Raw genomic sequence first — 21,948 nt, 5'->3', positions numbered from 1 at the left:
CTGGGTGTACTGCTGCTTTCCACCCTGCTGGTGATTGTGGCGAATATTCTGGTGGACTTACTCCAGTCCTAGTTGGATCCGCGCATTAAAGCGCACTGAGTCTGGTCGGAAATAACACAAGAATACAATGAAATAGGTAATTCCTGATATGAGTAACCTTGTTGATGAAAAAGGCCCAGCGCGCCGCACATTCCACCTGTCGCCTGAAGTGAATGCCTTTTTGCGTAATCCTTCGGGCATGGCGGGTTTTCTGATGCTACTGGCGGTGGTGGCGATGGCGTTTCTCGCCCCGTTCATCTACCCCGGCGATCCTCTGGATATGGTGGCACAGCCGTTTTTATGGCCCGGACAAGACCCCCAGTTCCCACTGGGAACCGATTCTCTGGGTCGCGACGTGGCCGCCGGCATTGTGCACGGTTCACAGGTTTCGTTGCAAATAGGCTTCAGCGCTGTGTTGGTCAGCCTGGCTATCGGCACCGTCGTCGGTGCATTGGCAGGCTATTTCGGCGGCACAATCGACGATGTGTTGGTGCATATCACCGAGCTGTTTCAAACCTTTCCCACGTTCTTACTGGTGGTCGTGCTGGTAGCCATTGGCAATCCCTCGATTGGCCTGATCTCTAGTGCGATCGGGATTGCCTCCTGGCCGACCATTGCCCGTCTGGTACGCGCGGAGTTTCGTTCGCTACGCGCCAGTGATTTTGTACTGGCTGCCCGCAGTCAGGGCTTTTCGTCTCTGCGTATTATCTTTCAGGAAATGCTGCCGAACGCTCTGCCGTCGATCATCGTGACCACCTCGGTGATGGTGGCGTCGTCCATTCTGATTGAATCCGCATTGGCGTTTCTCGGTTTTGGCGACCCTAACCGGGTCAGTTGGGGCAGCATGATCGGTGCCGGGCGCGAATCGCTGCGCACCCCCTGGTTCCTCACTGCCCTGCCCGGCGGCGCACTGGTGCTGACGGTTTTATCCGGTGATGCGCTTAACGACGCGTTGAACTCCCGTTTGCGCAGGAGAGCATCATGACCTCGTTACTCACCATCAACGATCTGCGCGTCACCTTTCCCAGCCATGACGCAGTACGCGGTTTGAACCTGACGCTGAATGCCAATGAAACGCTGGCACTGGTGGGTGAATCCGGTTGCGGCAAATCCGCCACCGCCCTGTCGCTGATGCGCCTGCTACCTGACAGCGCGCGATTGCAGGGGGAAATTCTGTTTGACGGGCAAAACCTGCTGACGTTGTCCGATGCACAAATGCGCCAACGACGCGGCAATCAGCTTTCGATGATCTTTCAGGAACCGATGACATCGCTAAACCCGGTGTTGAGCATCGGCCAGCAAATTGCGGAAACGCTGCATGTGCACCAGCAATTAACCCCAGTCGCTGCGCGCAAGCGAGCCATTGAATTGCTGGATCTGGTGCGGATCCCCGAGCCGGCCCGTCGCGTTGATGATTACCCACATAACCTCTCCGGCGGACAGCGCCAGCGCGTGATGATCGCCATGGCGGTTGCCTGTCAGCCACGCTTGCTGATTGCCGATGAACCCACCACGGCGCTCGATGTCACCATTCAAGCCCAAATTCTGGCGCTGCTGGACAGGCTGAGACGCGAATTGTCGATGGGGCTGCTGCTGATCACGCACGATCTCGGTTTGGTATCGCAGTGGGCCGATCGAGTGACGGTAATGTACGCCGGGCAAAAGGTCGAAGAGGCTGCCACCGCGCAGCTGTTCAGCGCACTGCAACACCCCTACACGAGCGGTCTGCTGGGCACCTCGCTGCATATGGATCAGGACATGCATTACCGGGATTCGCGCCTGCCGGAAATCCATCACCAGCCTGACGCGCAAGGTTCTGCTTTCACATTGATTACACCGCTGCCGTTGGTGCACAGCCCGCGCCAAACCGATCAACAGCCGCTGCTGTCACTGCGCGATGTCCATACCGAATATCATACCGCACAAGGGAAAGTCAGCGCGGTGAATGGCGTATCGCTGGATATCCATCAGGGAGAAACCCTGGGGCTGGTCGGCGAATCCGGCTGCGGAAAATCGACCCTGTCAAAAACCATCCTGCGCCTGCTGCCCACCTCACAGGGCAGCATCATTTTTGACGGTGAGGATATCACCCACCACAACGCGTCACGCCTGGCGTCACTGCGTCAGAGTGTGCAGATGATATTTCAGGATCCTTACGCGTCGCTTAACCCGCGCCACAGCATTCAGCACATTCTGGAAACGCCACTGGTGGTACACGGCATGGGCTCGCGTGCCGAACGCCAACGCGCCGTGCGCGACATCCTTGATAAGGTCGGGCTGCCACAACGCAGTCTGGAGCGTTACCCGCACGAGTTTTCTGGTGGACAGCGCCAACGCATCGGGATAACTCGCGCACTGGTGATCAAACCGTCGCTGGTGATCTGCGATGAGCCGGTATCTGCGCTAGATGTGTCCATTCAGGCACAAATTCTCAACCTGCTGGTGGAACTGAAAAACGAGATGGGGCTGGCGCTACTGTTTATCTCGCACGATTTGGCCGTGGTGCGCTATATCGCCGATAACGTGATGGTGATGCATAACGGCAACTGCGTTGAACAAGGCGACAGTTACCGCATCTGGCATCAGCGCAACCCCCGTATACCCGAAAACTCATCGATGCAGTACCAGGCACGACGCCGCTTACTGCACAAGAGATCCCTGTGAGCACGACCCCAACCGTCCACCTGACAGAGAGACAAACTGCATGAATTTGGGCATTCAAGGAAAAAAAGCATTGGTGTGGGGAGCCAGCCGTGGGCTGGGAAAAGCAGCCGCGCTGCAACTGGCACAGGAAGGGGTTGAAGTCACCTTACTGTCACGCACCGCACAGGCATTGCACGAAGCCCAAGAGAGCATTTTGCTGCAAACCGGCGTGCGTCCTAATGCCGTTGTGGCGGATATCACTACAGAAGCAGGCCGACAAGCGGCCATTAACGCCTGCCCTGCTCCCGACATTCTGATCAATAACGCCAGCGGCCCAACGTCGGGTGATTTTCGCGAATGGCAGAGACAGGATTGGCTCGATGCTCTAGACAGCATGATGCTCGGCCCGATTACCATAATGTGCCTCACTGTTGATGGCATGGCAGAGCGTGGTTTTGGCCGCATCATCAACATCACCTCGCGCAGCGTCAAGATCCCACAACTGGAACTGGGCTTGTCCAACAGTGCACGCTCCGGCCTGACGGGCTTTGTCGCCGGGTTGGCGCGCACACAAGTGCACCGCAACGTGACGATCAACAATATTCTGCCTGGCATCTTCGATACCGAAGGCCAATGGCACCACATCCAGTCGCTGAGCGAACAAACCGGGCGTGATTTTTCAGCAATCCACAAGGAACGAGCGGCGGCTAACCCGGCTCAGCGCTATGGTCAACCCGAAGAGTTTGGTGCCACCTGTCCGTTTCTCTGCTCGCAGCAGGCTGGTTTTATCACCGGACAAAACCTGTTGATTGATGGCGGCAGCTATCCCGCACTTTTTAAGGAATCATCATGACGCCATCTGTACCCACAACAGAGACGCCGCGCGTCAATAAGGCGACAGTAGACACCTTATTGCCCGAACTGACGGCACTGCGCCGCCAGATTCACCAGCACCCAGAAATCGGTTTCGAAGAGTGGCAAACCGCGCGTTTGATTGCGAGCACCTTAACCGAATGGGGCATTGAGGTTACCACCGATATCGGAGGGACGGGCATCGTCGCCACGCTAACAGGGCGTTATTCCGGCACAGGATGCCTCGGCTTGCGTGCCGATATGGATGCGCTGTATATCCACGAACAAACCGGGCTGCCTTATGCCTCTGCGCACGCGGGCAAGATGCACGCCTGCGGCCATGATGGTCATGTGGCCATGCTGCTGGGCGCAGCGCGCTATCTGTCACTGCACCCCGATTTTGCCGGCACCGTACACTTTATTTTTCAACCGGCAGAAGAAGGGTTAGGTGGCGCACCGGCCATGCTTAACGACGGCTTGTTGGAACGCTTCCCCTGCGATGCCCTTTACGGTTTGCACAACAAACCGGGTGTCCCTCTTGGCACGTTTGCGCTGCGCTGCGCGCCGGGCCGATGCTGTGCGCCAGTGATACCTGGCAGGTGGTATTTCGCGGCACGGGAGGACACGGTGGATCGGGCGCACACCTGTCTATCGATCCCACTTTGCCCGCGGCACAGTTTATCAGCGCACTGCAAACCATCGTCAGCCGTAACGTGCCGGCAATGGAGTCTGCCGTGTTGAGTATCGGTCACATTCAGGCGGGTGATGCCAATGCTCCGAACGTCATTCCCGACAGCGTGCGTATCAAAGGCACGGGGCGCAGCTATTCGCCCGTGATTCGTGAACTGCTGGCTTCCCGCCTTGAGACGCTGGCACAACATTGTGCCCAGGGTTACGGTGCGGGCGCGGAAGTGACTTATGACTATCAATACCCGGTGCTGGTGAACGATGCCGACGCCACCGACCGTGCGATTCGTGCCGCACATACGGTCACCAGCGTGAACCCAAATATGACACCACTACTGGGCGCTGAAGATTTCGCCTACATGCTGGAACAGCGCCCTGGTGCATTCATGATGGTCGGTAACGGCGATACCGCCGCGCTGCACACGCCGCACTACGACTTTAACGATGACCTGATTCCTGTCGGCGTCCAGTATTGGGCCGCTCTGGTGTATCAGGAGCTGAAAAGCGCCTGAATCAAGGATACTGCCATGACCACAGCGACAAGACAGAAACAACCGGAAATCCGTCAGCGCATCCTGCAAGAGGCGATTGCACGTTTTGCTCATAAAGGCTCTGAACTGACCACTATCTGTGAAATTACTCAGGCCACGCAGGTAAATCTGGCCTCGGTAAACTATTACTTCGGCTCCAAGGATGGCCTGCTGCACGCGGTGCTGGATGCCGTGTTGGGCCCGCTATGGCGATCGCTTCATTACGATTGAAGTGCTGCTGAATGCGCTGTTGCGCCCACTGGTGAAAACGGCCAAAACCCCCGATGGCGGACGTATTGTGGTGCGACTGTTGCAACACTTACGCGCCACACCGGAACACAGCGTCACGTCTTTGCTTTCCGCACAGTTCGACCATGTGGCACATCGGTTTATTGATGCCCTTTCGCGCACCTTGCCGCATCTGGCGTGTGCCGCGGTGATTTGGCGATATGAATTTGCCCGCGGTGCCGCCATGCATGTGCTGACCGATGCCGATCCACGTTCGGGCAGGTTGGCTTTACTGTCACAAGGGCTATGCGATAACCGTGACGACGAACAGGTGCTGGCGCACTTGCTTACCTTCGTCAGCACCGGTTTTTGCGCGCCTTCCCATAACGATATCTCTCACATTCACCGCATGGAGACGCTTTCACACGCGCCGTCCGTGCCGTTCTTCACACCGTCAGAAAATAACGCAGGCTGAAAATCATGAGTAAACCCAAAATTGAAGGCTCCTTTGTAGCGCTGATTACCCCGTTCAACGAGGACGGCAGCGTCGATTTCGGCGCATTTGAAACGCTGTTGCAGTTTCAGGTTGAAAACGGCACCTCCGCCGTGCTGATCATGGGTTCAACCGGTGAAGTATCCATGTTGTCGCCGGAAGAGCGTAAGGCCATTATTCTCCGTACAGCGCAATTCCGTCAGGGTGACATGAAGATTTTCTTCGGTTGCACCGGCAACAACACTGACACCACCATCGATTATGTGCGCTATGCGCAAGACAACGGCGCAGACGGCGCGATCATCGCAGCACCAGCCTATATCTGCGCACCGGAAAGCGATATCGAAAGCTATTTCCTTGAAGTGGCAGATGCCACCGATCTGCCGCGCATCTTCAAACACCCGAACTATGTGGTACATAAAGAATCCACCACTCGCGTGGGACAGGTGGCGCAAGTACTGGCTGGCAACCCGGACGTTTCGGTCATGTGCTGCGACTCCCCCAACTTGGGACTGGTGGTTCCAACCATGTCACTCGGTGGACACGGTACCGCCAACATGACCGGCAACATTGCGCCGGCAGAACTGGCAGACATTTCACGTCCGTGTAAAAACGGCGACGATGCTGCACGCTTCCGCACCGCTTACCAACACTTGCTGCCGCTGTTGCACTACACCTATTCGGCCATCAACCCAGTGGCGGTAAAATCGCTGATGAAAGCCATCGGCTTGCCGGCAGGCAGCCTGCGTCGGCCGCTGCGCGACCTGCAAGGCGATGCATTACAGAACGGTATTCGTATCGTCAACGAACTGGGTCTGAGCAAAAAGTACGGTTTTAAAGGTTAATGATTTAACGCTGCATAAAAAAGCCGCCTGAATAATCAGGCGGCTTTTATTTTATCACCACATGCCTCATCAGAAACTGTATTGAACCCCAACGCGATAATGTGTTTGACGATTATCCGTGGTTCCTGATTCAGGAACATTTCCCACCGCCACGAAGGGACGCCAGTTTTTATCCCACTTGTAGCTCAACTTCACATCATGACCAAAAGAATAACTTTCGTTATCTGCCAATTTTATGCCGGCAGCATTGGCTTTTTGATAATCCAATTCATATTCAATTGTGTAGTCTTTAAGAAAATTGTAGGCAACAACCGAGGTCAGATTATAACCATTTTCAGAAGTACGACCCGACGTTCCAATATTACCGCTCGTGCGTTTATAATATGGACGATAACGCAATGAGACAGAAAGATCGTTAGTCAGATTGGCTTTACCACGTAAATAGGGGCGGTAGTTGTTGACGCTAGACGTTGAATCCAGAGAAAAACCCGGCTCTAACGAGAAGGTTTTATTGAAGTTATACAGATAGCTGGCAATCACTTCCGTGCCGTTGCTGACGCTTTCGTTAAACGGTTTGTTTGGCGTTTTATCATTAGCGTGCTGTCCCCAGCAAGCCTCGACTGACAGACCAAAACCTTGCTCAAAACGATGAGAAAACAGCAAACGGTCTTTATGATCGCTGTTTAAGGTATCTTTGAATTCGTGACGATAATCGATAGTCGCTGCCAACGTATTGAGCGCAACCAATGAAGTGATTGCCAACGTTACTAACTTTAATTTCATTGTATTTCCCCGAGAGTCAAACCGCATTACTGCTATTATGATGACGTCAACAACTTCGCAGACGAAGATGATCCCTACCGCGATAAATGACGGCGTATCAAATTTATGCGCCAGAAGAGTGTAACAATAAGTTCATTTTCGCAAACAACGTTATTTTTATCATTTTATCCAGAATATGGCATAAGCAGTAATAATAAAATAAACCGCTGCTCAATAAAAATGTCGGCAAAGTTATTCTTTCCCGACATTGATAAAGGATGCGTTAACGCACGGCGCTTTGCATTAATAAAGGCGTAGTGCTGAAGGAAGATGCTGCATTATTTTTCAGCACCCAGACACGACCATAATGGTTGTAATACCCGGCGGCATGACCGGCCTCATGCCCGATCCCCTGATAGATATCAAAATGCTGGCCTTTGATGGCTCCCCCCACGTCAAGCGCCACCATCATGCGCATCTCGTAACGGCCGGTGAATTTCCCTTCGTTGTTAAGCAACGGGACTTCTGCCAGCAAGGCCGTGCCCGGTGGGATCAGCGAGCGATCGGACGCTACAGAGGCTTTGGCAATCAACGGCACAGCGCTCGCGCCCTTCACTGGCGCGGATGACATCGGTTTAAAGAAAACAAAAGAAGGATTCTGCTCCAGCAGTTCACGTACAGCATACTCGGAGTGTGTCTCGCCCCAGTGGCGGATCGCCTGCATCGACATCTCTTCTTTAGGCACTTCGCCTCTGTCGATCAACACTTTGCCAATACTGCGATAGGCATTCCCATTCTTGCCGCCATAGGCAAAGAATGTCAGCGGTCGGCCATCACCGAAATCCACATAACCGCTCCCCTGCACTTCCATCAAAAAGTTGTCCATCAGCGAGTTGGTCCAGGCAAGGACATTGCGTTCGCCCAGCGCACCGGCATAAATACCCGAGCGATCGGGTAAGCGACGGCTCTTTTTGTTGGGGGCTGGCATACCATAAAGCGAGTGTTGGAATTCACCCTGACGGGTGTAACGCGCCTGCACGACCGGCGTGTAATACCCGTTAAACTGCACGTTACCAAAATTATCCACGCCCTCCATTTGCCAGGCATTAAGCCCGAACTGGCTCAGGTTACGCGTGTCGGCACCGGCCTGCATCCAACGTTGAATGGCCTGAAAGATGTCCTGATTACGGGGGTACAGCGCGGGGGAGGCGTTCTTAATCTCTGTCACCTGGTTAACGAAATCGCCTGCATTAATAGGCTTTCCGGTAGCGTTAGGTTCATTAACGAGCGCAAGCGGCTGCTCAAGTCGCCCATCTTTATACTGCTGCCCACGGTCGGTCGGCCTGGACTGACACCCGGCCAGAATGGCGATCACCACCCCGGTCAGCACATATTTACCCCAACATCCTCTCATTTTCTCTTTCGCTCTCATTACAGCCAGCCAAATCAGTGACCGCACAATAACAAAGGCATATCTATAAGAAAACGCGCCAATCTTCATAAGTGAATGAAGGTGAATAAAAATCAATCAAAGTGCAGATAAAACCGTCAGACGTGCAGGTAACTGCCACTTTTTTTCAAATAGGGGTTGCATACCCGGCAATGGAGAGTATAGTGCGCATCCACGGACGCGGGGTGGAGCAGCCTGGTAGCTCGTCGGGCTCATAACCCGAAGGTCGTCGGTTCAAATCCGGCCCCCGCAACCAACTTCTTGAATCAAGAAGCTTGCCAACAATAAACACCCTGACGGGTGTTTTTTTGTTTTTAGCCAATCAATACCGAAAGCGCCTCACTTACGATTGCCCACGCTGGCAAAATACGCCTTGATCCCCGCTAGAATAGATTCCGCAATTTGCTGCTGAAAGTGACTGGTGCGCAATTTACGCTCTTCTTCCAGATTGCTGATAAACGCCGTTTCTACCAGAATCGAGGGAATATCGGGCGCTTTTAATACCGCAAACCCGGCCTGATCGACTTTGTTCTTGTGCAACTTATTCACTTTGCCAAGCTGCTTAAGGATTTTTCCGCCAAATTTCAAACTATCGCTGATGGTCGCGGTCTGCACCAAATCAAACAGCGTATGGTCGAGATAACGATCGCCACTCATGCTCACGCCACCAATCAGATCGGATTCGTTTTGCGTTTCCGCCAAAAAACGCGCTGCGGTGCTAGTTGCACCTTTCTTTGACAGGGCAAACACCGAAGAACCGCGCGCCGCACGGTTAGTGAAGGCATCCGCGTGAATCGAAACAAACAGATCGGCACGCTGCTTACGTGCTTTCGCCACCCGCACGCGCAAAGGGATAAACACATCCTCATTGCGCGTCATATACGCCTTCATATTGGGTTCACGCTCAATCAGGCTGCGTAACCGCCGCGCAATCTGCAACACAATATCTTTCTCGCGCGTGCGGTTTTTACCGATGGCTCCAGGATCTTCACCGCCATGCCCGGGATCGAGCATGATAACCAACGGACGATCGCGCCCCGCTTTACCCGCCAACGGCGCTTCCGGCGGTAATTTACTCTCCAGATCGCCCTTGTTGTAATCTTCCAACAGCGCCAGGAGCGGATCGTCGGCACTGTCATAGCGTCCTACCGCTGGGTAGAGATCCAACACCAGGCGGTGTTTAAACTCTGCAATAGGGTCAAGGGTAAAGACTTTCGGATTGGTGGCTTGCTTCAGCTCTAAAACTAGACGCACCGTTTTGGGATCAAACTGCCCAATGCGGGCTTCTTTGATCAGCGGATCGTCAGACTGAAACTGCTGCGAAACCGTTTTCAACACACTGTTGAGTTGGATATCTTCGATATCCACAACCAGCCTGTCGGGATTGGTTAGCATAAACTGCTTGTATTTTAGCGTGCGGTTAGACTCTAACGTGACGCGGGTATAGGCTGAGGAAGGCCAGACGCGAACGGCGATCACCTGGGCGGCAGCAGCCCATCCGGCGCCGCTGACGCTCAATAACCAGGTTGCCGCCGCGCCTTGCAAGAGGCGGCGGCGAGTCTGATTGTGATTCGAATAAGACATGCCACTCCAATTCGTTATGCTGTCGTTATTGTGGTGCTGTAGTCATTGTGATGCTGTCGCAAACAGGCACTGGCGCGAGTGCCCAAACGGTGATATCAGGCAGAAAAAACACAGACCAACAGGTAATTTGCCGCGATATTACGCGAAAAAGATAAAGTCAGTATTAACAATCTAAAAACTTTAACGAATTTTCCCACCTCTGTCATGTAAAAATCATCGTATCGGCGTATAAACGGCCGGAGAGCAAGTCATTCATTCAAAACGGAAATCAGCACAGCACAGAGAAAGAGGGTAATAACGCTGAACACGCCCGAATTGTGAGACTTACTCCTTGCCTTTTCGTTCAATCAGAATAAAAATACACGAATTACGAATAAAAATTCACTCAGAGAGGCTCGCAGTGAAGGAACATAGTACAGAACTGGTCCAAGGCTTCCGCCATTCGGTTCATTATATCAACGCGCATCGCGGAAAAACCTTTGTCATCATGCTGGGCGGTGAAGCTATTGAACATGAAAACTTCGCCAACATCGTCAACGATATTGGTCTGCTGCATAGCCTCGGCATCAAGCTGTTGGTGGTCTATGGTGCCCGCCCGCAGATTGACGCCAGCCTGACCACACACCATTTCGAGCCGCGTTATCATAAACATACCCGTGTCACCGACAGCAACACGCTAGATCTGGTGAAACAGGCCGCAGGCATGTTGCAACTGGATATCACCGCGCGTCTTTCCATGAGCTTGAATAACACGCCGCTACAGGGCCACGCACATCAACGTGGTAAGCGGTAATTTTATTATCGCCCAACCGTTAGGGGTCGATGATGGCGTGGACTACTGCCATAGCGGTCGCATCCGGCGTATCGATGAAGCGGCGATACATCGCCAGTTAGACAGCGGCGCCATTGTGCTGCTCGGCCCGGTAGCCGTATCAGTCACGGGCGAGAGTTTCAATCTGACGTCTGAAGAAGTGGCTACCCAGTTGGCTATTAAACTGAAAGCTGAGAAAATGATTGGCTTCTGTTCATCTCAAGGGGTTACCACGCAGGATGGCACCATCATTTCTGAACTGTTTCCCGACGATGCCCAGCGCTGTATTGAAGAGCGTGAAGCCGATGGCGATTATAACTCGGGAACCGTGCGCTTTCCGCGTGGTGCCGTGCGCGCATGCCGGAGCGGCGTGCGCCGTAGTCACCTGATCAGCTATCAGGAAGACGGGGTATTGGTGCAAGAACTGTTTTCTCGCGACGGTATCGGTACGCAGATCGTCATGGAGAACGCGGAGCAAGTGCGCCGTGCCACCATTAATGATATTGGCGGCATTCTCGAGCTGATCCGCTCGCTGGAACAACAGGGGATTCTGGTGCGCCGCTCACGTGAGCAGTTGGAAATGGAGATCGATAAGTTTACCGTGGTGGTCCGCGATAACCTGACCATCGCCTGCGCCGCGTTGTACCCGTTCCCTGAATAGAGCATAGGAGAAATGGCCTGCGTCGCGGTACATCCTGACTATCGCAGTTCCTCGCGCGGAGACATGTTGCTGCAACGCGTGGCGGCACAGGCACGTCAGCAGGGGCTGAAGAAACTGTTCGTTCTCACCACGCACAGCATCCATTGGTTCCAGGAGCGCGGCTTTCAGCCCGCCGAGGTGGAGATGCTGCCCAAACGCAAGCAGGAACTGTATAACTACCAGCGCCGTTCCAAAATCCTGGTGATCGACCTGTAATCCTCTCGCATCACGCCGGTATGCAACCCTGTATACCGGCATTGCCATTATCTCCCTACCCTGAGCAATCGTGCAGAGACTTATCGCGCCTCAGCACGTAGAATGCTCGCGTAATGCACGTCACTGCCCGGCCACCACAGCGGCCATACAGGACAGCAACACCGGTACAGGAATACCATGAGCAAAGCACTCTTTATGCTGCTCGGCATGGGGCTGATGTTTCAGGCCGCTTGCGTCACGCCGCTGCACATTTACGAAATCACTGTCAAAACAGGCCACTATTACGTTGGTCCGGTTTTTGGTCAGCATGCCTATGCCGAGCACGCCAACACCTCGCTTGCCGCTTATAACATCATGACTACCGCAGTCACCTATCACTTCTATCACGACCTGCTGGCATGGGCTGCGGAGCAAGGCTACATGATTGAAGGTGGATGCAACGGCGCACACTTCGAAGATTGTCTCGTGCCCGAACAAGACGGTGGCAAGCATCCTGTCACCAATGTCTCTTGGTGGGATGTCATTATTTTTTCAATGCCTTGAGTATTCGCTAGGGATTAGCGCCCTACTATTATTTGGCCAGCGATGGGCAACCGCTTAAACAGCAGCCTGAGCCAGACGCAGAACAGACCATTCGCACCGACCCTCATGCCTCAGGCTACCGTTTGCCATCACGTAATGAATGGGAGGTGGCGGCCAGGTGCGGCGCTCCCGGTTTGGCGAACGGAACCTATGGCTTCTATTATGCTGGCAGTAACACGCCAGAGATCGTTGCCCATTTCGCCTCTCAGGAGGCTACCACGTTCGGTACTCGCCCCGTCGCATCAAAACGACCTAATGCTCTTGGGCTGTATGACATGAGCGGTAATGTGTCTCAGTGGCTTAACGATACCATTGCGGTTGAAGGTGGTAAAACGCTCTACCTGTTCTGTGGCGAGAGCTATATGACACAAGGAAACCTGCGCAGCGGGTGTGATGCACATACGCCGGGTTTTATGATGTCAGATCTCGGTTTTCGCCTGGTAAGGACATTGCATGAACCTTAAACACGCGCTGCTCCTTTTATTATCCTGGGTTGCACTGTTCCCAAGCAGCCTCTGGGCCCAGCCGACAAACAGTGACTATCAGCGGGCATTACGTGACTATTTTGCCGCAGAGCCTGCGCATTGCCTCGGTGTAAAGCAATGGCCAGTATACAGTAACGCCCAGGATGCGCCCTGGATCACCGGGCGCATGCAGGCACTCGTAGATGCCGGATTGGCACGGGAGACACGTCAGGGAGAGAACATTGTCTATGAGCCGGAGGCCGAGCCAATGTGGTGCACCGCGGACGATCTCTGCTTTGGGCGCATGGAACTTGACCGCATCATCACGATTGAGCCCGTTGCACAGGGGATGAATGCGGTCTATTTCACCTACCGCTTAACCCAGCTAGCACTTTGGGCCAGCAATGCTTCGCTGCGTTTTGCCTTTAGCGAAGCGGACAACCTGATCGCTGGCAGCACCAAAACGCGTTATTCCGCCACGTTTCGCATAACCAAGCAGGGAAAGCTGATGCTTCACAGCCCTCCAATTCCGGTAGAGCTGGATTTTTAGCGGTCAGCCACCGGCGAGGATACGCATTTCCAGCCCACTAAAGCGACGTGTTGGCGTTCTCACCGCGCGACACAAGATGCTTATCTCCGCGTAGAGTGACAGTTTCGTACGCGCGCGCGTAACCGCGGTATACACCAATTCGCGTGTCAACACCGGCAAAAAGCCGTTCGGCAACACCAGTGCGGTATGATCGAACTCCGATCCTTGAGATTTGTGCACCGTCATGGCGTAGGCGGTTTCATGCGGCGGCAAGCGACTCGGACTGACCGGTTTCATCTGACCATCGGGCAGTTGGAAGTAAACGCGCAGTTCCCCCGCCTCATTCGGCATGGCGATCCCGATGTCGCCGTTAAACACGCCAAGCAATGCATCATTACGGGCAATCATTACCGGTCGGCCGGAATACCAGGGATTCGTCGGATTACGGCTGCGATGAATCAACCCGACGTGTTGCAGCGCCTGCTCAATACGAACATTCAAACCGGCAACGCCAAACGGGCCGTCACGCAGCGCGCGCAATAAACGAAAACGGTTAAATGCCGCCAGCACCTGTGCGGCATCCTGCCCCTGTGCTACCGCCTGCAAATAGCCGCTATATCCGGCCACGCACTGCGCCAACATCTGCTGGTAATCCTCTTCCTGGGCCAGCGGCAGGCAGTGCAGATCGTCATGTTCATCCTGCAACACCTGTCGAACCTGACGTTCATCGCCACCGTTTACCGCTCGCGCCAAGATGCCAATGCCAGAGTGCTGATCGAATCGGTAGCTCTTTTGCAGCAGGCACAAACTGTCTGCCACCGCAGGGCTGGCTTCGGATGAGGCAGCCAAACTATAGCCCGTCAGTTCTTCGAGTTCCTCAACGCGTTGAGCGCTATAACCCCGCGCGGCAAAACGGCAGATATCGCCTAATACCGCCCCAGCCTCAACGGAGGCCAACTGATCGCGATCGCCCAGGAAAATCACCTGTGCTGTCGCAGGCAGTGCCAATACCAGGTTTGCCATCATCGGTAAATCCACCATGGAGGCTTCATCCACCACCAGCACATCAAGATGGAGCGGATTGCCCTGGTGATAACGCAAGCGTTGACTGTCAGGCACCGCGCCCAACAGACGGTGCAACGTGGTCGCTTCCCGCGGCAAATGACGCTGCTGAGCCTCTTCAAGCGGCAGTTTGCTTAACGCACTGCGCAGCGATTCCGTCAAACGCGCCGCTGCTTTTCCTGTCGGAGCCGCCAGTTGAATGCGCAACGGTCTATCCCCCTCATGCAGCAACAGCATGGCCGCCAGCAGTTTAGCCACCGTCGTGGTTTTTCCCGTGCCCGGCCCGCCGGAAATCACCGAGACCCGACGCGTCAGCGCTACGGCGGCAGCCACTTTTTGCCAATCGATCTCGGTATCAAGCGGTGAGAACAAGCGGTCTAACACGCGACGCACAGCAAGGGGATCGGGATGAATATCGACGACATGACTTCCGGCAAAAAAGGCCGCTACCTGCACTTCACTCAGCCAATTGCGTTGCAAATAAAGCCGTTGGTGCTGCAACACCAGCGGGGTTGTCTCACAACCATCGCTCACGGCGGGAGAAGCCAGCAGGCGTTGCTGCCACGCCGCACTATCCGGCAGCCCAGCGAGCTCCCACAGCGCATGCGCCAGTGCAGGATCGCGACCATCAAACAGGGAATCAGGGTGCAATTCCGTTAACGGCAAACAGACATTGCCCGCGCCCGCCGCCGCGCTCACCAACGCCGCCGCCAGTTGCACCGGTGCGGGCTGTCCATCGGCCAGCATACGCGCAAACTGTACATCCAGCGGGCGCAGCAGTTGGCGCTCCATCGCCGTCGCCAGCAAGTCCATCATAGGCGTTCTCCTGACAGTGCCACTTCACCGCTGAACAAGCGATCAAGTTGTTCTACAAAGGCTCGCGGCAGGCGCTGGGTGAAAATACCATTCGTGGGAAGAACCGGATCGACGCCGCGCAAAAACAGGTAGATAGCGCCACCAATGTGGCGGTCGTAATCATAATCCGGCACCCGATGGCGCAGATAGCGATGCAGAGCCAGCGTATAAAGCTGATACTGCAAATCATAGCGGTGCCCCATCATTGCCGCGTGCATGGCAGGCTGCGTGTAAGCACTGGCGCTTTCTCCCAACCAGTTCGACTTATAATCCAGCAGGTAATAACGTCCCTGCCAGCAAAACACCAGGTCGATAAAGCCTTTCAACATCCCCTGCACCTGCTGAAAGGAGAGTGGCGGGCAATTCGCTGACAGCGGATCGTAACGTTTTGCCAGAGCATCCAGCGCGGTTGCCTGTAGCGGGGCATCTATTGGCAAATAAAAAGCTAGCTCGGCAATTCGTTGCTGTGCGGGTACGCTTGCCAACGTCAATGGGATGTCAGAAGCAGTAATATCCGCATTCAGCGGCGCATGCAGCAGAGCCGAAAACCACACCTGCAAGGTGGGTACCCACCCACTTGCCATACCATGTGCTATCAGTTGCTCTTCAAGCCAGTCAGTGCTGACGGGTTGGGTAAAATCCAATGTATCAAACAGACTATGCAAAAAGGTTCCGGGCCCTGCACCTTTGGGGAAGGTATGCGGGGTGAGCGCTTGCTCACTCTCTTCAGGCACAAAGTCGCGCGGGTCCAACGCGGCATCAACGTCAAGGCGGGGAAACAGCTCTTGCGCCATTGTCCCCCCCAGTTGTAGAGGATGCTGTTGAGCGCCATGCTGTTGTAAACCCGAATAGCTGGTCACTCGCCAATTATTGGTAAGCAGGCGCTCACATTCACTGGCGCGGAGTACTGCTGGCTTGTCTACGCTGTCTTGCCAGGGAATGCCATCCCATTTACGCACAGCGTTTACCGCAACGCCATCGCCTTCCAACGCATGCAGTGCAGCGACCAGGGTATCCGCATCTGCCTCCTTACCGCGTTGCAGCAAATAGCCGAGCGCATTGAGGTGCATGTCAGTCGTTTCACTTTTGCGTCGGGTGCGCTGTAGCGGTGCCACCCCCACGCTACAGTGGTAAATCGACCGCGTCAGCGCCACGTACAACAGCCGTAAATCTTCCGCCAGTCGCTCTTCCTCAGCCAACTGCTGGCTTTCTTCCCCACTATTGACGTCGAGAAGAGCCTGAAAGGTACGCCTGTCATGGTAAATGCCATCAGGCTGAGGGCGAAAGTGACAAATAAACGGCAACCAAACCAGCGGATATTCCAGCCCTTTGGATTTATGGATGGTGACAATTTGTACCAGATGGCGATCGCTCTCTAACCGCAGTTGCTGGTTTTCTGACTGTGGATTGGGCTGCAAAATCTGCTGCGACAACCAGCGCACCAGCGCATGCTCGCTTTCGAGCGTGGCCCCAGCGTGTTGCAGCAGTTCTCCGAGGTGCAAGAAATCGGTTAACCGGCGTTCACCCTCACGGCTAGCCAGTAGATTTTCCGCCAAATGATAATGCGACATGAGCGAGCGCAGCATCGGGAGCACGCCCCGTCGCTGCCAAAGATCACGAAACGCGGCAAAGGTATCGACCTGCGCATCCCAGTCCGCCTCACTCTGGTTTAGCGCATCAATCTGCTGGGCGCTGAATCCCAATAATGCGGTCGCCAGCGCGCTGCGCAACGTGCGTTCCTGTTCTGGGGCCAGCACGGCTTGTAACAACCACAGCACCTCACGTGCCTCTGGGGTGGTAAATACGCTGTCACGGTTGGAGAGATAGACGGAAGGAATAGCAAGACGGCGCAGCGCATCACGTACCAATGCGGCTTCATGGCGGCTGCGTACCAAAACACAAATATCCGATGCCTGCACAGGAGAGCGCTCGCGACCATTATCCAGCCAGGCAGTACGGCGTTGACCCGCTTGCAACCAGTCACGAATTTGCATGGCGCACTGCTGTGCCATCAGTTGCTGATACTCCCCTGTCCCCAATACCACAGAACCCGACAGAGAAAATTGCAGTGCGGGCTGCGACACGCCGTCCAGCTCAAAACGCAGCCCCTGCTTATTCGGTGCAGGCTTAACCGGCAAAAAAGGGATCGCCGAAAAAATAAATGGATTATCGGCGCATTGAAACAGGCGGTTCACACCGCTGACCATCTCATGGGAAGAACGCCAGTTGGTTTTCAACGTGTAGTGTGCCTTAACATCGGCACGCGCCCGCATATAAGTGAAAATATCCGCACCGCGAAACGCGTAGATAGCTTGTTTCGGATCGCCGATCAGCAACATGCCGCTGTCGGGTTGTTCACCGTAGATGGCGCGGAAAATACGATATTGCTGCGGGTCGGTATCCTGAAACTCATCGATCATCGCTACTGGATGGCGCTGACGTATCGCGGCCGCCAGTTGCTCACCCAGCGGCTGGCGCAGCGCCTCACCCAGACGGCTCAGCAGGTCGTCAAATCCCAAGGCCGCGCGGCGCAATTTTTCGCTACGCACCGTTGCACGAATATCATGCAACGCCCGATCGATAACAATATCGCGTAGCGACAACGGCGTGGTAAGCAGCGTTTCAATCGCAGAAAACACCGGAAGCACGGGGGAGGCACCCTTTTTGGTTTTCTCGTTCAACGTAGATTGTGCGAACCGCTCCAGCGCTTTTGGCAAGGCATAGTCGGTGGTTTGCGCTTCGGCCCAAAAGCTAACGCTTTCTAACCAGCCTGGTAGATAACGGTTACTGTAGCTGCGCTTGTCCACATCCGATTCGAGAATGCACTTATCCACCTGCGCTGCCACCTGCCGCCACTGCTGCTTGATATCATCAATGCGCGCCAGAATCTGCTGATGGCGCTGTAACAACGTCTCATCTGGTGCGGGTGGGTTATACAGTTGCGGTGCTTCGCCCTGTAAATAGGGAGCAAGTTCGCGCTGTAACGCATCCGGACCACTCCAGAGTTGACCAATGACGCTGACCACATCGAACGGCAAGGGATAACAGTAACGCCGCCAGAAATCGGCACAGGCCTGCCGGGTAAGAGGCTGTTCATCTTCGATCAGCTCTTGATCAAACAGCGAGCCGGACTCAAAAGCATGGCTTCCTAGCATGCGCTGACAAAAGCCGTGGATAGTGTAGATGGCGGCTTCATCCATTTGTCGCTCAGCATCGAGCAACAGTTGTGCCGCCGACGGCTTATCGGGCAGTAGCGCCAGCAACGCCGAAAAAAGCGCATCGTCGCTTTTGCCACACAGGCAAGCCAGACGCAACGCATGAATGTTGGCGCGAATACGATCGCGCAGTTCCTCTGTGGCTGCCTCCGTAAAGGTCACTACCAGGATCTCTTCCACCAACAGAGGTTTAGGATACGCCGCCTCGCCGCGCAGCCCTAATAACAGGCGCAGATAGAGCCCCGCCAGCGTATAGGTTTTACCCGTACCGGCAGACGCTTCTATCAACCGTTCCCCAATCAGGGGAAGCGTCAGCACATCAAGCGTATGCGGCGTATCCTGACTCATGATGCAATCTTCTCAACCACGTTTTTTTCTCAACCGCCGAGACTTTTTCGGCAGACAACACGCCGCTACGCGGTTTTTCAATCACTCGTGGTTTGACTGGCAACGTCTGTTGCAGCGTTGAAGCATTGGGATAAAGCGTCCAGCCTTTAGGAGCAGCGTAATCAGCCTTACCGTGGTGTCTGCCCGAGATTTGCGACAACACCGCCAGCCCCTGTGGTGCCAGAGCCTGTTCGAAGAAACGTGCAAGTTGCTCAACCGTCAGCGGTTTAAGCGCCTCAATCAGTTTTTCACGGGTGTTGAAGGCAAAGTTTTCGCGATCGATATCGTTACGCAACCGGCCAACCTCTTCGTTCATCGTTTGTGGACGCTGACTCAGTTCGGTAATCAACGCCAGCTTGTACTGCTCAAACTCATCGGCTTTGATGGCACGCAGGCGCGGCTTGGCTTTCTGGAAGAAATCCAGATAACGCTGATACAGGAAAGCAGGCTGCTGGCTGTTGCTTTGCAGTAAGAACCCAATACCGAACTGGCGGCCAACAATGGTCGGGAAGGAGAATACCGCATAGCCAAGCTGCTCTTCCGTTCTCAGTTGGTTATAGAACCAGGGCTGAATGATCTGATTGAGCAGCGAACTGTACGCCATGCCCTGCACTTCACCGTAACCGGTGGGAATATACACCGCAGCCAACGCAGAATCGGTGCTGCTCCCCGCACGTTGCAGGTTGGCAAGCTGGGTACGCGCGACTTCCACACTCGGGGAACGCCACCAGATTTGCCCTGAACAGGCCAAACGCGCTTTGATATCCTGCGCCAGTTTCGTCACCTGACCTTCGGTGAGGTTACCGACTGCCAGCATTTCCGGTGCGGCATCACGCAACAACGCATCACGGAAGGCCATGACATCGTCCAGCGAAATATCTTTAAGCAGAGCGCGCCGCTCTTCTCGCTCGGTATAAGGCAGCGAAGAGATCGCCTGAACAGGCTCCAGTGCCTGCTCATACGCTTTGGCATTTTCAGCGACGTCCAACTGCTGGATATACCAGGATTTGGCCTGCTCCAACTGTGCAGACGTCGCCGTATAGCTTGCGTACCCTTCGACCAGCGCCAGCATGAGCTTAGGCAAATGCTGCGTATAACCATTAGCATTGATGGTTAGCCCATCATTTCCACGGGTAGAGAAACTGATCCCCCCTATCGAAGCTTGATAGTTCAACTCATCCAGCGCTAAGCCCACCAGATAGTCATTAAGCTGGAACATCACCTGATGCCGCGCCGTATCCTGCGCCACCGGGTTACGCAGCAACACCGTGACGTTAGCTTTCGGTTCATCGGCAAAATAGCGACTCGGCATATAGAGCACACGCAGCCCCAGCTGCTGTAACACCATTTTCGGGTAGTTCTGCACTTCGCCGCGATTGATCAGCGAGAAATCCGTCGGGATATACGGATTTGGCGTGGGCAAAGAGAGCGCCATTTTTTCGCCCAGCGTTTGCCAGCGGGTAAACTGCGCCGGAGCTATTTTGTCCACCTGATACGGCGCATTAACAAAATAAGCCTCCTTGTTATGAGGCGCATCAGGGCTTATCAGCCAGATACGCGCACGCTCCGGCGTCATGCTGGCCAAACGTTGCTTAATCGCATCGGGATCAAAGCGATCGGCCAGATAGGCGGCATCCAGCGTATGTTCCACCGGCACGCGCATCATGGTATCCACCAGCCATTCGATATAGCCCATGTCACGCTTAACGGACTGATAGCGGAAATCGAGCGCCATCACGCGAGAGATTTCATCAAAATAGCGCTGCTGGATGCCTTCCTGCTGCAACAATTGCAGATAATGGAAAATGGCAGCCACCACCACGTCATACTGCTCAAGGGCTTTATCGGTCAGGGTAACAGAGATATTAAAAAGGCCACCGTTACGATCGAGAATAGGGTCAGCGCCTGCGCCCAAAGACTCTATCAACCCTTGCTTTTGCAGCCAGTCCGACAACGTATTTTGGCTGCGATTGCCAATCAAATAGCTGATATAGGTGTTGGTTTGGCTGCGGAATGCCTGACTGGTAGGGTCAGTCTGTTCCATGACATAGCCGCGAAACTCAATACGCAATTGCTTGCGCGGCTGCGCCGGCACGTAATGAATCATGATACCGCGCTGATCGTCCGTCACTGACGGCGCAGTGATCACAGGCACCTTAGCCTGACGGTTGGCGATGCGCCCGAAGGTCTCTACCGCCATTTTCGCCAATTCCGGCAAGGGTTGATTGCTGTAAATCACGCCTTTCATCAGGTTCGCCGAGTAGTAACGCTGATAGAACGCCAACAGTTCATCATGCAGCTTGCTGCCAGGCTTGTCCTTAAGCGTTTCCAGATTCCCACCGGAAAAACGTGATGCCGGATGCGCCGGGTTTAAGGTTTCTGCTCCCACCTGTACCATGCGGTGCCCATCGCGCGAGCGCGCCATGGTTAATTCAGCATTGACAGCATTGCGTTCGCGATCGGCATTAACCGGGTCGAGCAGCGGCTCAGCAATGGCATCCGCCAGCCGATCGAGCGCGGGCTGTAATGCCGCATTTTCGACCTCAAGATAATAGGCAGTACGGTACGGTGCAGTACTCGCATTGTGGCTACCACCGTGTTTTTTCAGGAATTCAGCTAATGCATCCGCCTGCGGATAACGTTTGGAACCCATCAGTACCATGTGTTCCAGATAGTGGGCCAATCCCAATTGGCTGTTGGGATCGTCGAGTGAACCGACAGGCAGCGCCAGCGATGCTAACGAACGAGTTGCCTGAGGATCGGACACCAGCAATACCGTCATGCCTTTATCCAACGTGATTGCCTGATAATTACGCGGATCGTTTTCTCCCTTGCGAATAACCTGCTCCAAAGGACGCCACCCTGCGGTTTGCGCCCACGCTGCGGACACACCGCTCAGCAGCAACATCATCATGCCAATACAACAGGCAAACTGTTTACGCCATTCTCTCTTCATTACCGTCCTTTCTCTCACGTCAATCTCGCCGTTCTTGATTCACTGCCATTATATCTGT

Annotated in this window: 14 protein-coding genes, 1 tRNA gene and 3 pseudogenes; 12 read left to right on the top strand and 6 right to left on the bottom strand. The window is 54.5% G+C overall.

Features of this window, described 5'->3' with window-relative positions; genetic code table 11:
* The first annotated feature begins 148 nt into the window (after positions 1–148).
* The 7 genes and pseudogenes from CS369_RS03110 (at position 149) to CS369_RS03085 (ending at position 6,317) form a co-directional block, all read left to right on the top strand.
* A complete protein-coding gene (locus CS369_RS03110; protein WP_196905940.1) occupies positions 149–1,024 on the top strand; it encodes an ABC transporter permease in 876 nt (291 codons plus the stop codon).
* A pseudogene (locus CS369_RS03105) lies at positions 1,021–2,747 on the top strand (ABC transporter ATP-binding protein). The gene CS369_RS03110 and the pseudogene CS369_RS03105 overlap by 4 nt, the downstream one beginning before the upstream one ends.
* The gene (locus CS369_RS03100) at positions 2,744–3,535 is read left to right on the top strand and encodes an SDR family oxidoreductase (protein ID WP_196905938.1); all 792 of its coding nucleotides are present in this window, start codon (positions 2,744–2,746) and stop codon (positions 3,533–3,535) included. Before CS369_RS03105 ends, CS369_RS03100 begins: the two are co-directional and overlap by 4 nt.
* Positions 3,532–4,733: pseudogene (locus CS369_RS03095) on the top strand (M20 aminoacylase family protein). Before CS369_RS03100 ends, CS369_RS03095 begins: the two are co-directional and overlap by 4 nt.
* A gap of 15 nt (positions 4,734–4,748) precedes the next feature.
* Complete coding sequence (locus CS369_RS22945; protein WP_244664746.1) at positions 4,749–4,982, top strand: TetR/AcrR family transcriptional regulator; 234 nt, start codon at positions 4,749–4,751, stop codon at positions 4,980–4,982.
* The gene (locus CS369_RS03090) at positions 4,939–5,454 is read left to right on the top strand and encodes a hypothetical protein (RefSeq protein WP_244664745.1); all 516 of its coding nucleotides are present in this window, start codon (positions 4,939–4,941) and stop codon (positions 5,452–5,454) included. Before CS369_RS22945 ends, CS369_RS03090 begins: the two co-directional genes overlap by 44 nt.
* Before the next feature lie 5 nt (positions 5,455–5,459).
* A complete protein-coding gene (locus tag CS369_RS03085) occupies positions 5,460–6,317 on the top strand; it encodes a 4-hydroxy-tetrahydrodipicolinate synthase (protein WP_196905937.1) in 858 nt (285 codons plus the stop codon).
* Positions 6,318–6,386: 69 nt separating this feature from the next.
* On the opposite strand, the gene CS369_RS03080 is transcribed toward CS369_RS03085, so the two are convergent.
* A complete protein-coding gene (locus CS369_RS03080; protein ID WP_196905936.1) occupies positions 6,387–7,100 on the bottom strand; it encodes an oligogalacturonate-specific porin KdgM family protein in 714 nt (237 codons plus the stop codon).
* 262 nt (positions 7,101–7,362) lie between these two features.
* Complete coding sequence (gene mltA, locus CS369_RS03075) at positions 7,363–8,493, bottom strand: murein transglycosylase A (RefSeq protein ID WP_196905935.1); 1,131 nt, start codon at positions 8,491–8,493, stop codon at positions 7,363–7,365.
* A gap of 215 nt (positions 8,494–8,708) precedes the next feature.
* Here mltA and CS369_RS03070 point away from each other — a divergent pair.
* Positions 8,709–8,785, top strand: a tRNA-Met gene (locus CS369_RS03070).
* An 83-nt stretch (positions 8,786–8,868) separates the two neighbouring features.
* Here the strand turns inward: CS369_RS03070 and amiC are convergent.
* Positions 8,869–10,113, bottom strand: a complete 1,245-nt coding sequence (gene amiC / locus CS369_RS03065) for an N-acetylmuramoyl-L-alanine amidase AmiC (RefSeq protein ID WP_196905934.1) — start codon at positions 10,111–10,113, stop codon at positions 8,869–8,871.
* A 400-nt stretch (positions 10,114–10,513) separates the two neighbouring features.
* On the opposite strand from amiC, the pseudogene argA reads away from it, so the two are divergent.
* From argA to CS369_RS03050, 4 genes and pseudogenes are all read left to right on the top strand, one after another.
* Positions 10,514–11,840: pseudogene (gene argA, locus CS369_RS03060) on the top strand (amino-acid N-acetyltransferase).
* Between the two features lie 177 nt (positions 11,841–12,017).
* On the top strand, positions 12,018–12,383 hold the full coding sequence (locus CS369_RS24390) for an SUMF1/EgtB/PvdO family nonheme iron enzyme (RefSeq protein ID WP_280514705.1): 366 nt from the start codon (positions 12,018–12,020) through the stop codon (positions 12,381–12,383).
* 32 nt (positions 12,384–12,415) lie between these two features.
* Entirely contained in the window at positions 12,416–12,886 is a 471-nt protein-coding gene (locus CS369_RS24385) for an SUMF1/EgtB/PvdO family nonheme iron enzyme (RefSeq protein ID WP_280514704.1), read from the top strand.
* Positions 12,876–13,436, top strand: coding sequence for a carbapenem biosynthesis protein CpmH (locus CS369_RS03050; protein ID WP_244664744.1), 561 nt, complete (start codon positions 12,876–12,878; stop codon positions 13,434–13,436). The genes CS369_RS24385 and CS369_RS03050 overlap by 11 nt, the downstream gene beginning before the upstream one ends.
* A gap of 3 nt (positions 13,437–13,439) precedes the next feature.
* Here the strand turns inward: CS369_RS03050 and recD are convergent, their stop codons facing one another.
* Genes recD through ptrA form a run of 3 tightly spaced genes read right to left on the bottom strand, consistent with a single transcriptional unit; the run spans position 13,440 to position 21,890 of the window.
* Entirely contained in the window at positions 13,440–15,293 is a 1,854-nt protein-coding gene (gene recD, locus CS369_RS03045) for an exodeoxyribonuclease V subunit alpha (RefSeq protein ID WP_196905933.1), read from the bottom strand.
* Positions 15,290–18,895: an exodeoxyribonuclease V subunit beta gene (gene recB, locus CS369_RS03040; protein ID WP_196905932.1), complete on the bottom strand. Its 3,606-nt coding sequence runs from the start codon at positions 18,893–18,895 to the stop codon at positions 15,290–15,292. Before recB ends, recD begins: the two co-directional genes overlap by 4 nt.
* A complete protein-coding gene (gene ptrA, locus CS369_RS03035; RefSeq protein ID WP_196905931.1) occupies positions 18,867–21,890 on the bottom strand; it encodes a pitrilysin in 3,024 nt (1,007 codons plus the stop codon). The genes recB and ptrA overlap by 29 nt, the downstream gene beginning before the upstream one ends.
* Between the last annotated feature and the right edge of the window lie 58 nt (positions 21,891–21,948).

Origin of the sequence: Candidatus Symbiopectobacterium sp. 'North America', from assembly GCF_015762685.1 — a bacterium.
In the GTDB taxonomy this organism is placed as follows: domain Bacteria; phylum Pseudomonadota; class Gammaproteobacteria; order Enterobacterales; family Enterobacteriaceae; genus Symbiopectobacterium.
This window is presented reverse-complemented; position numbering and strand designations above follow the sequence as displayed.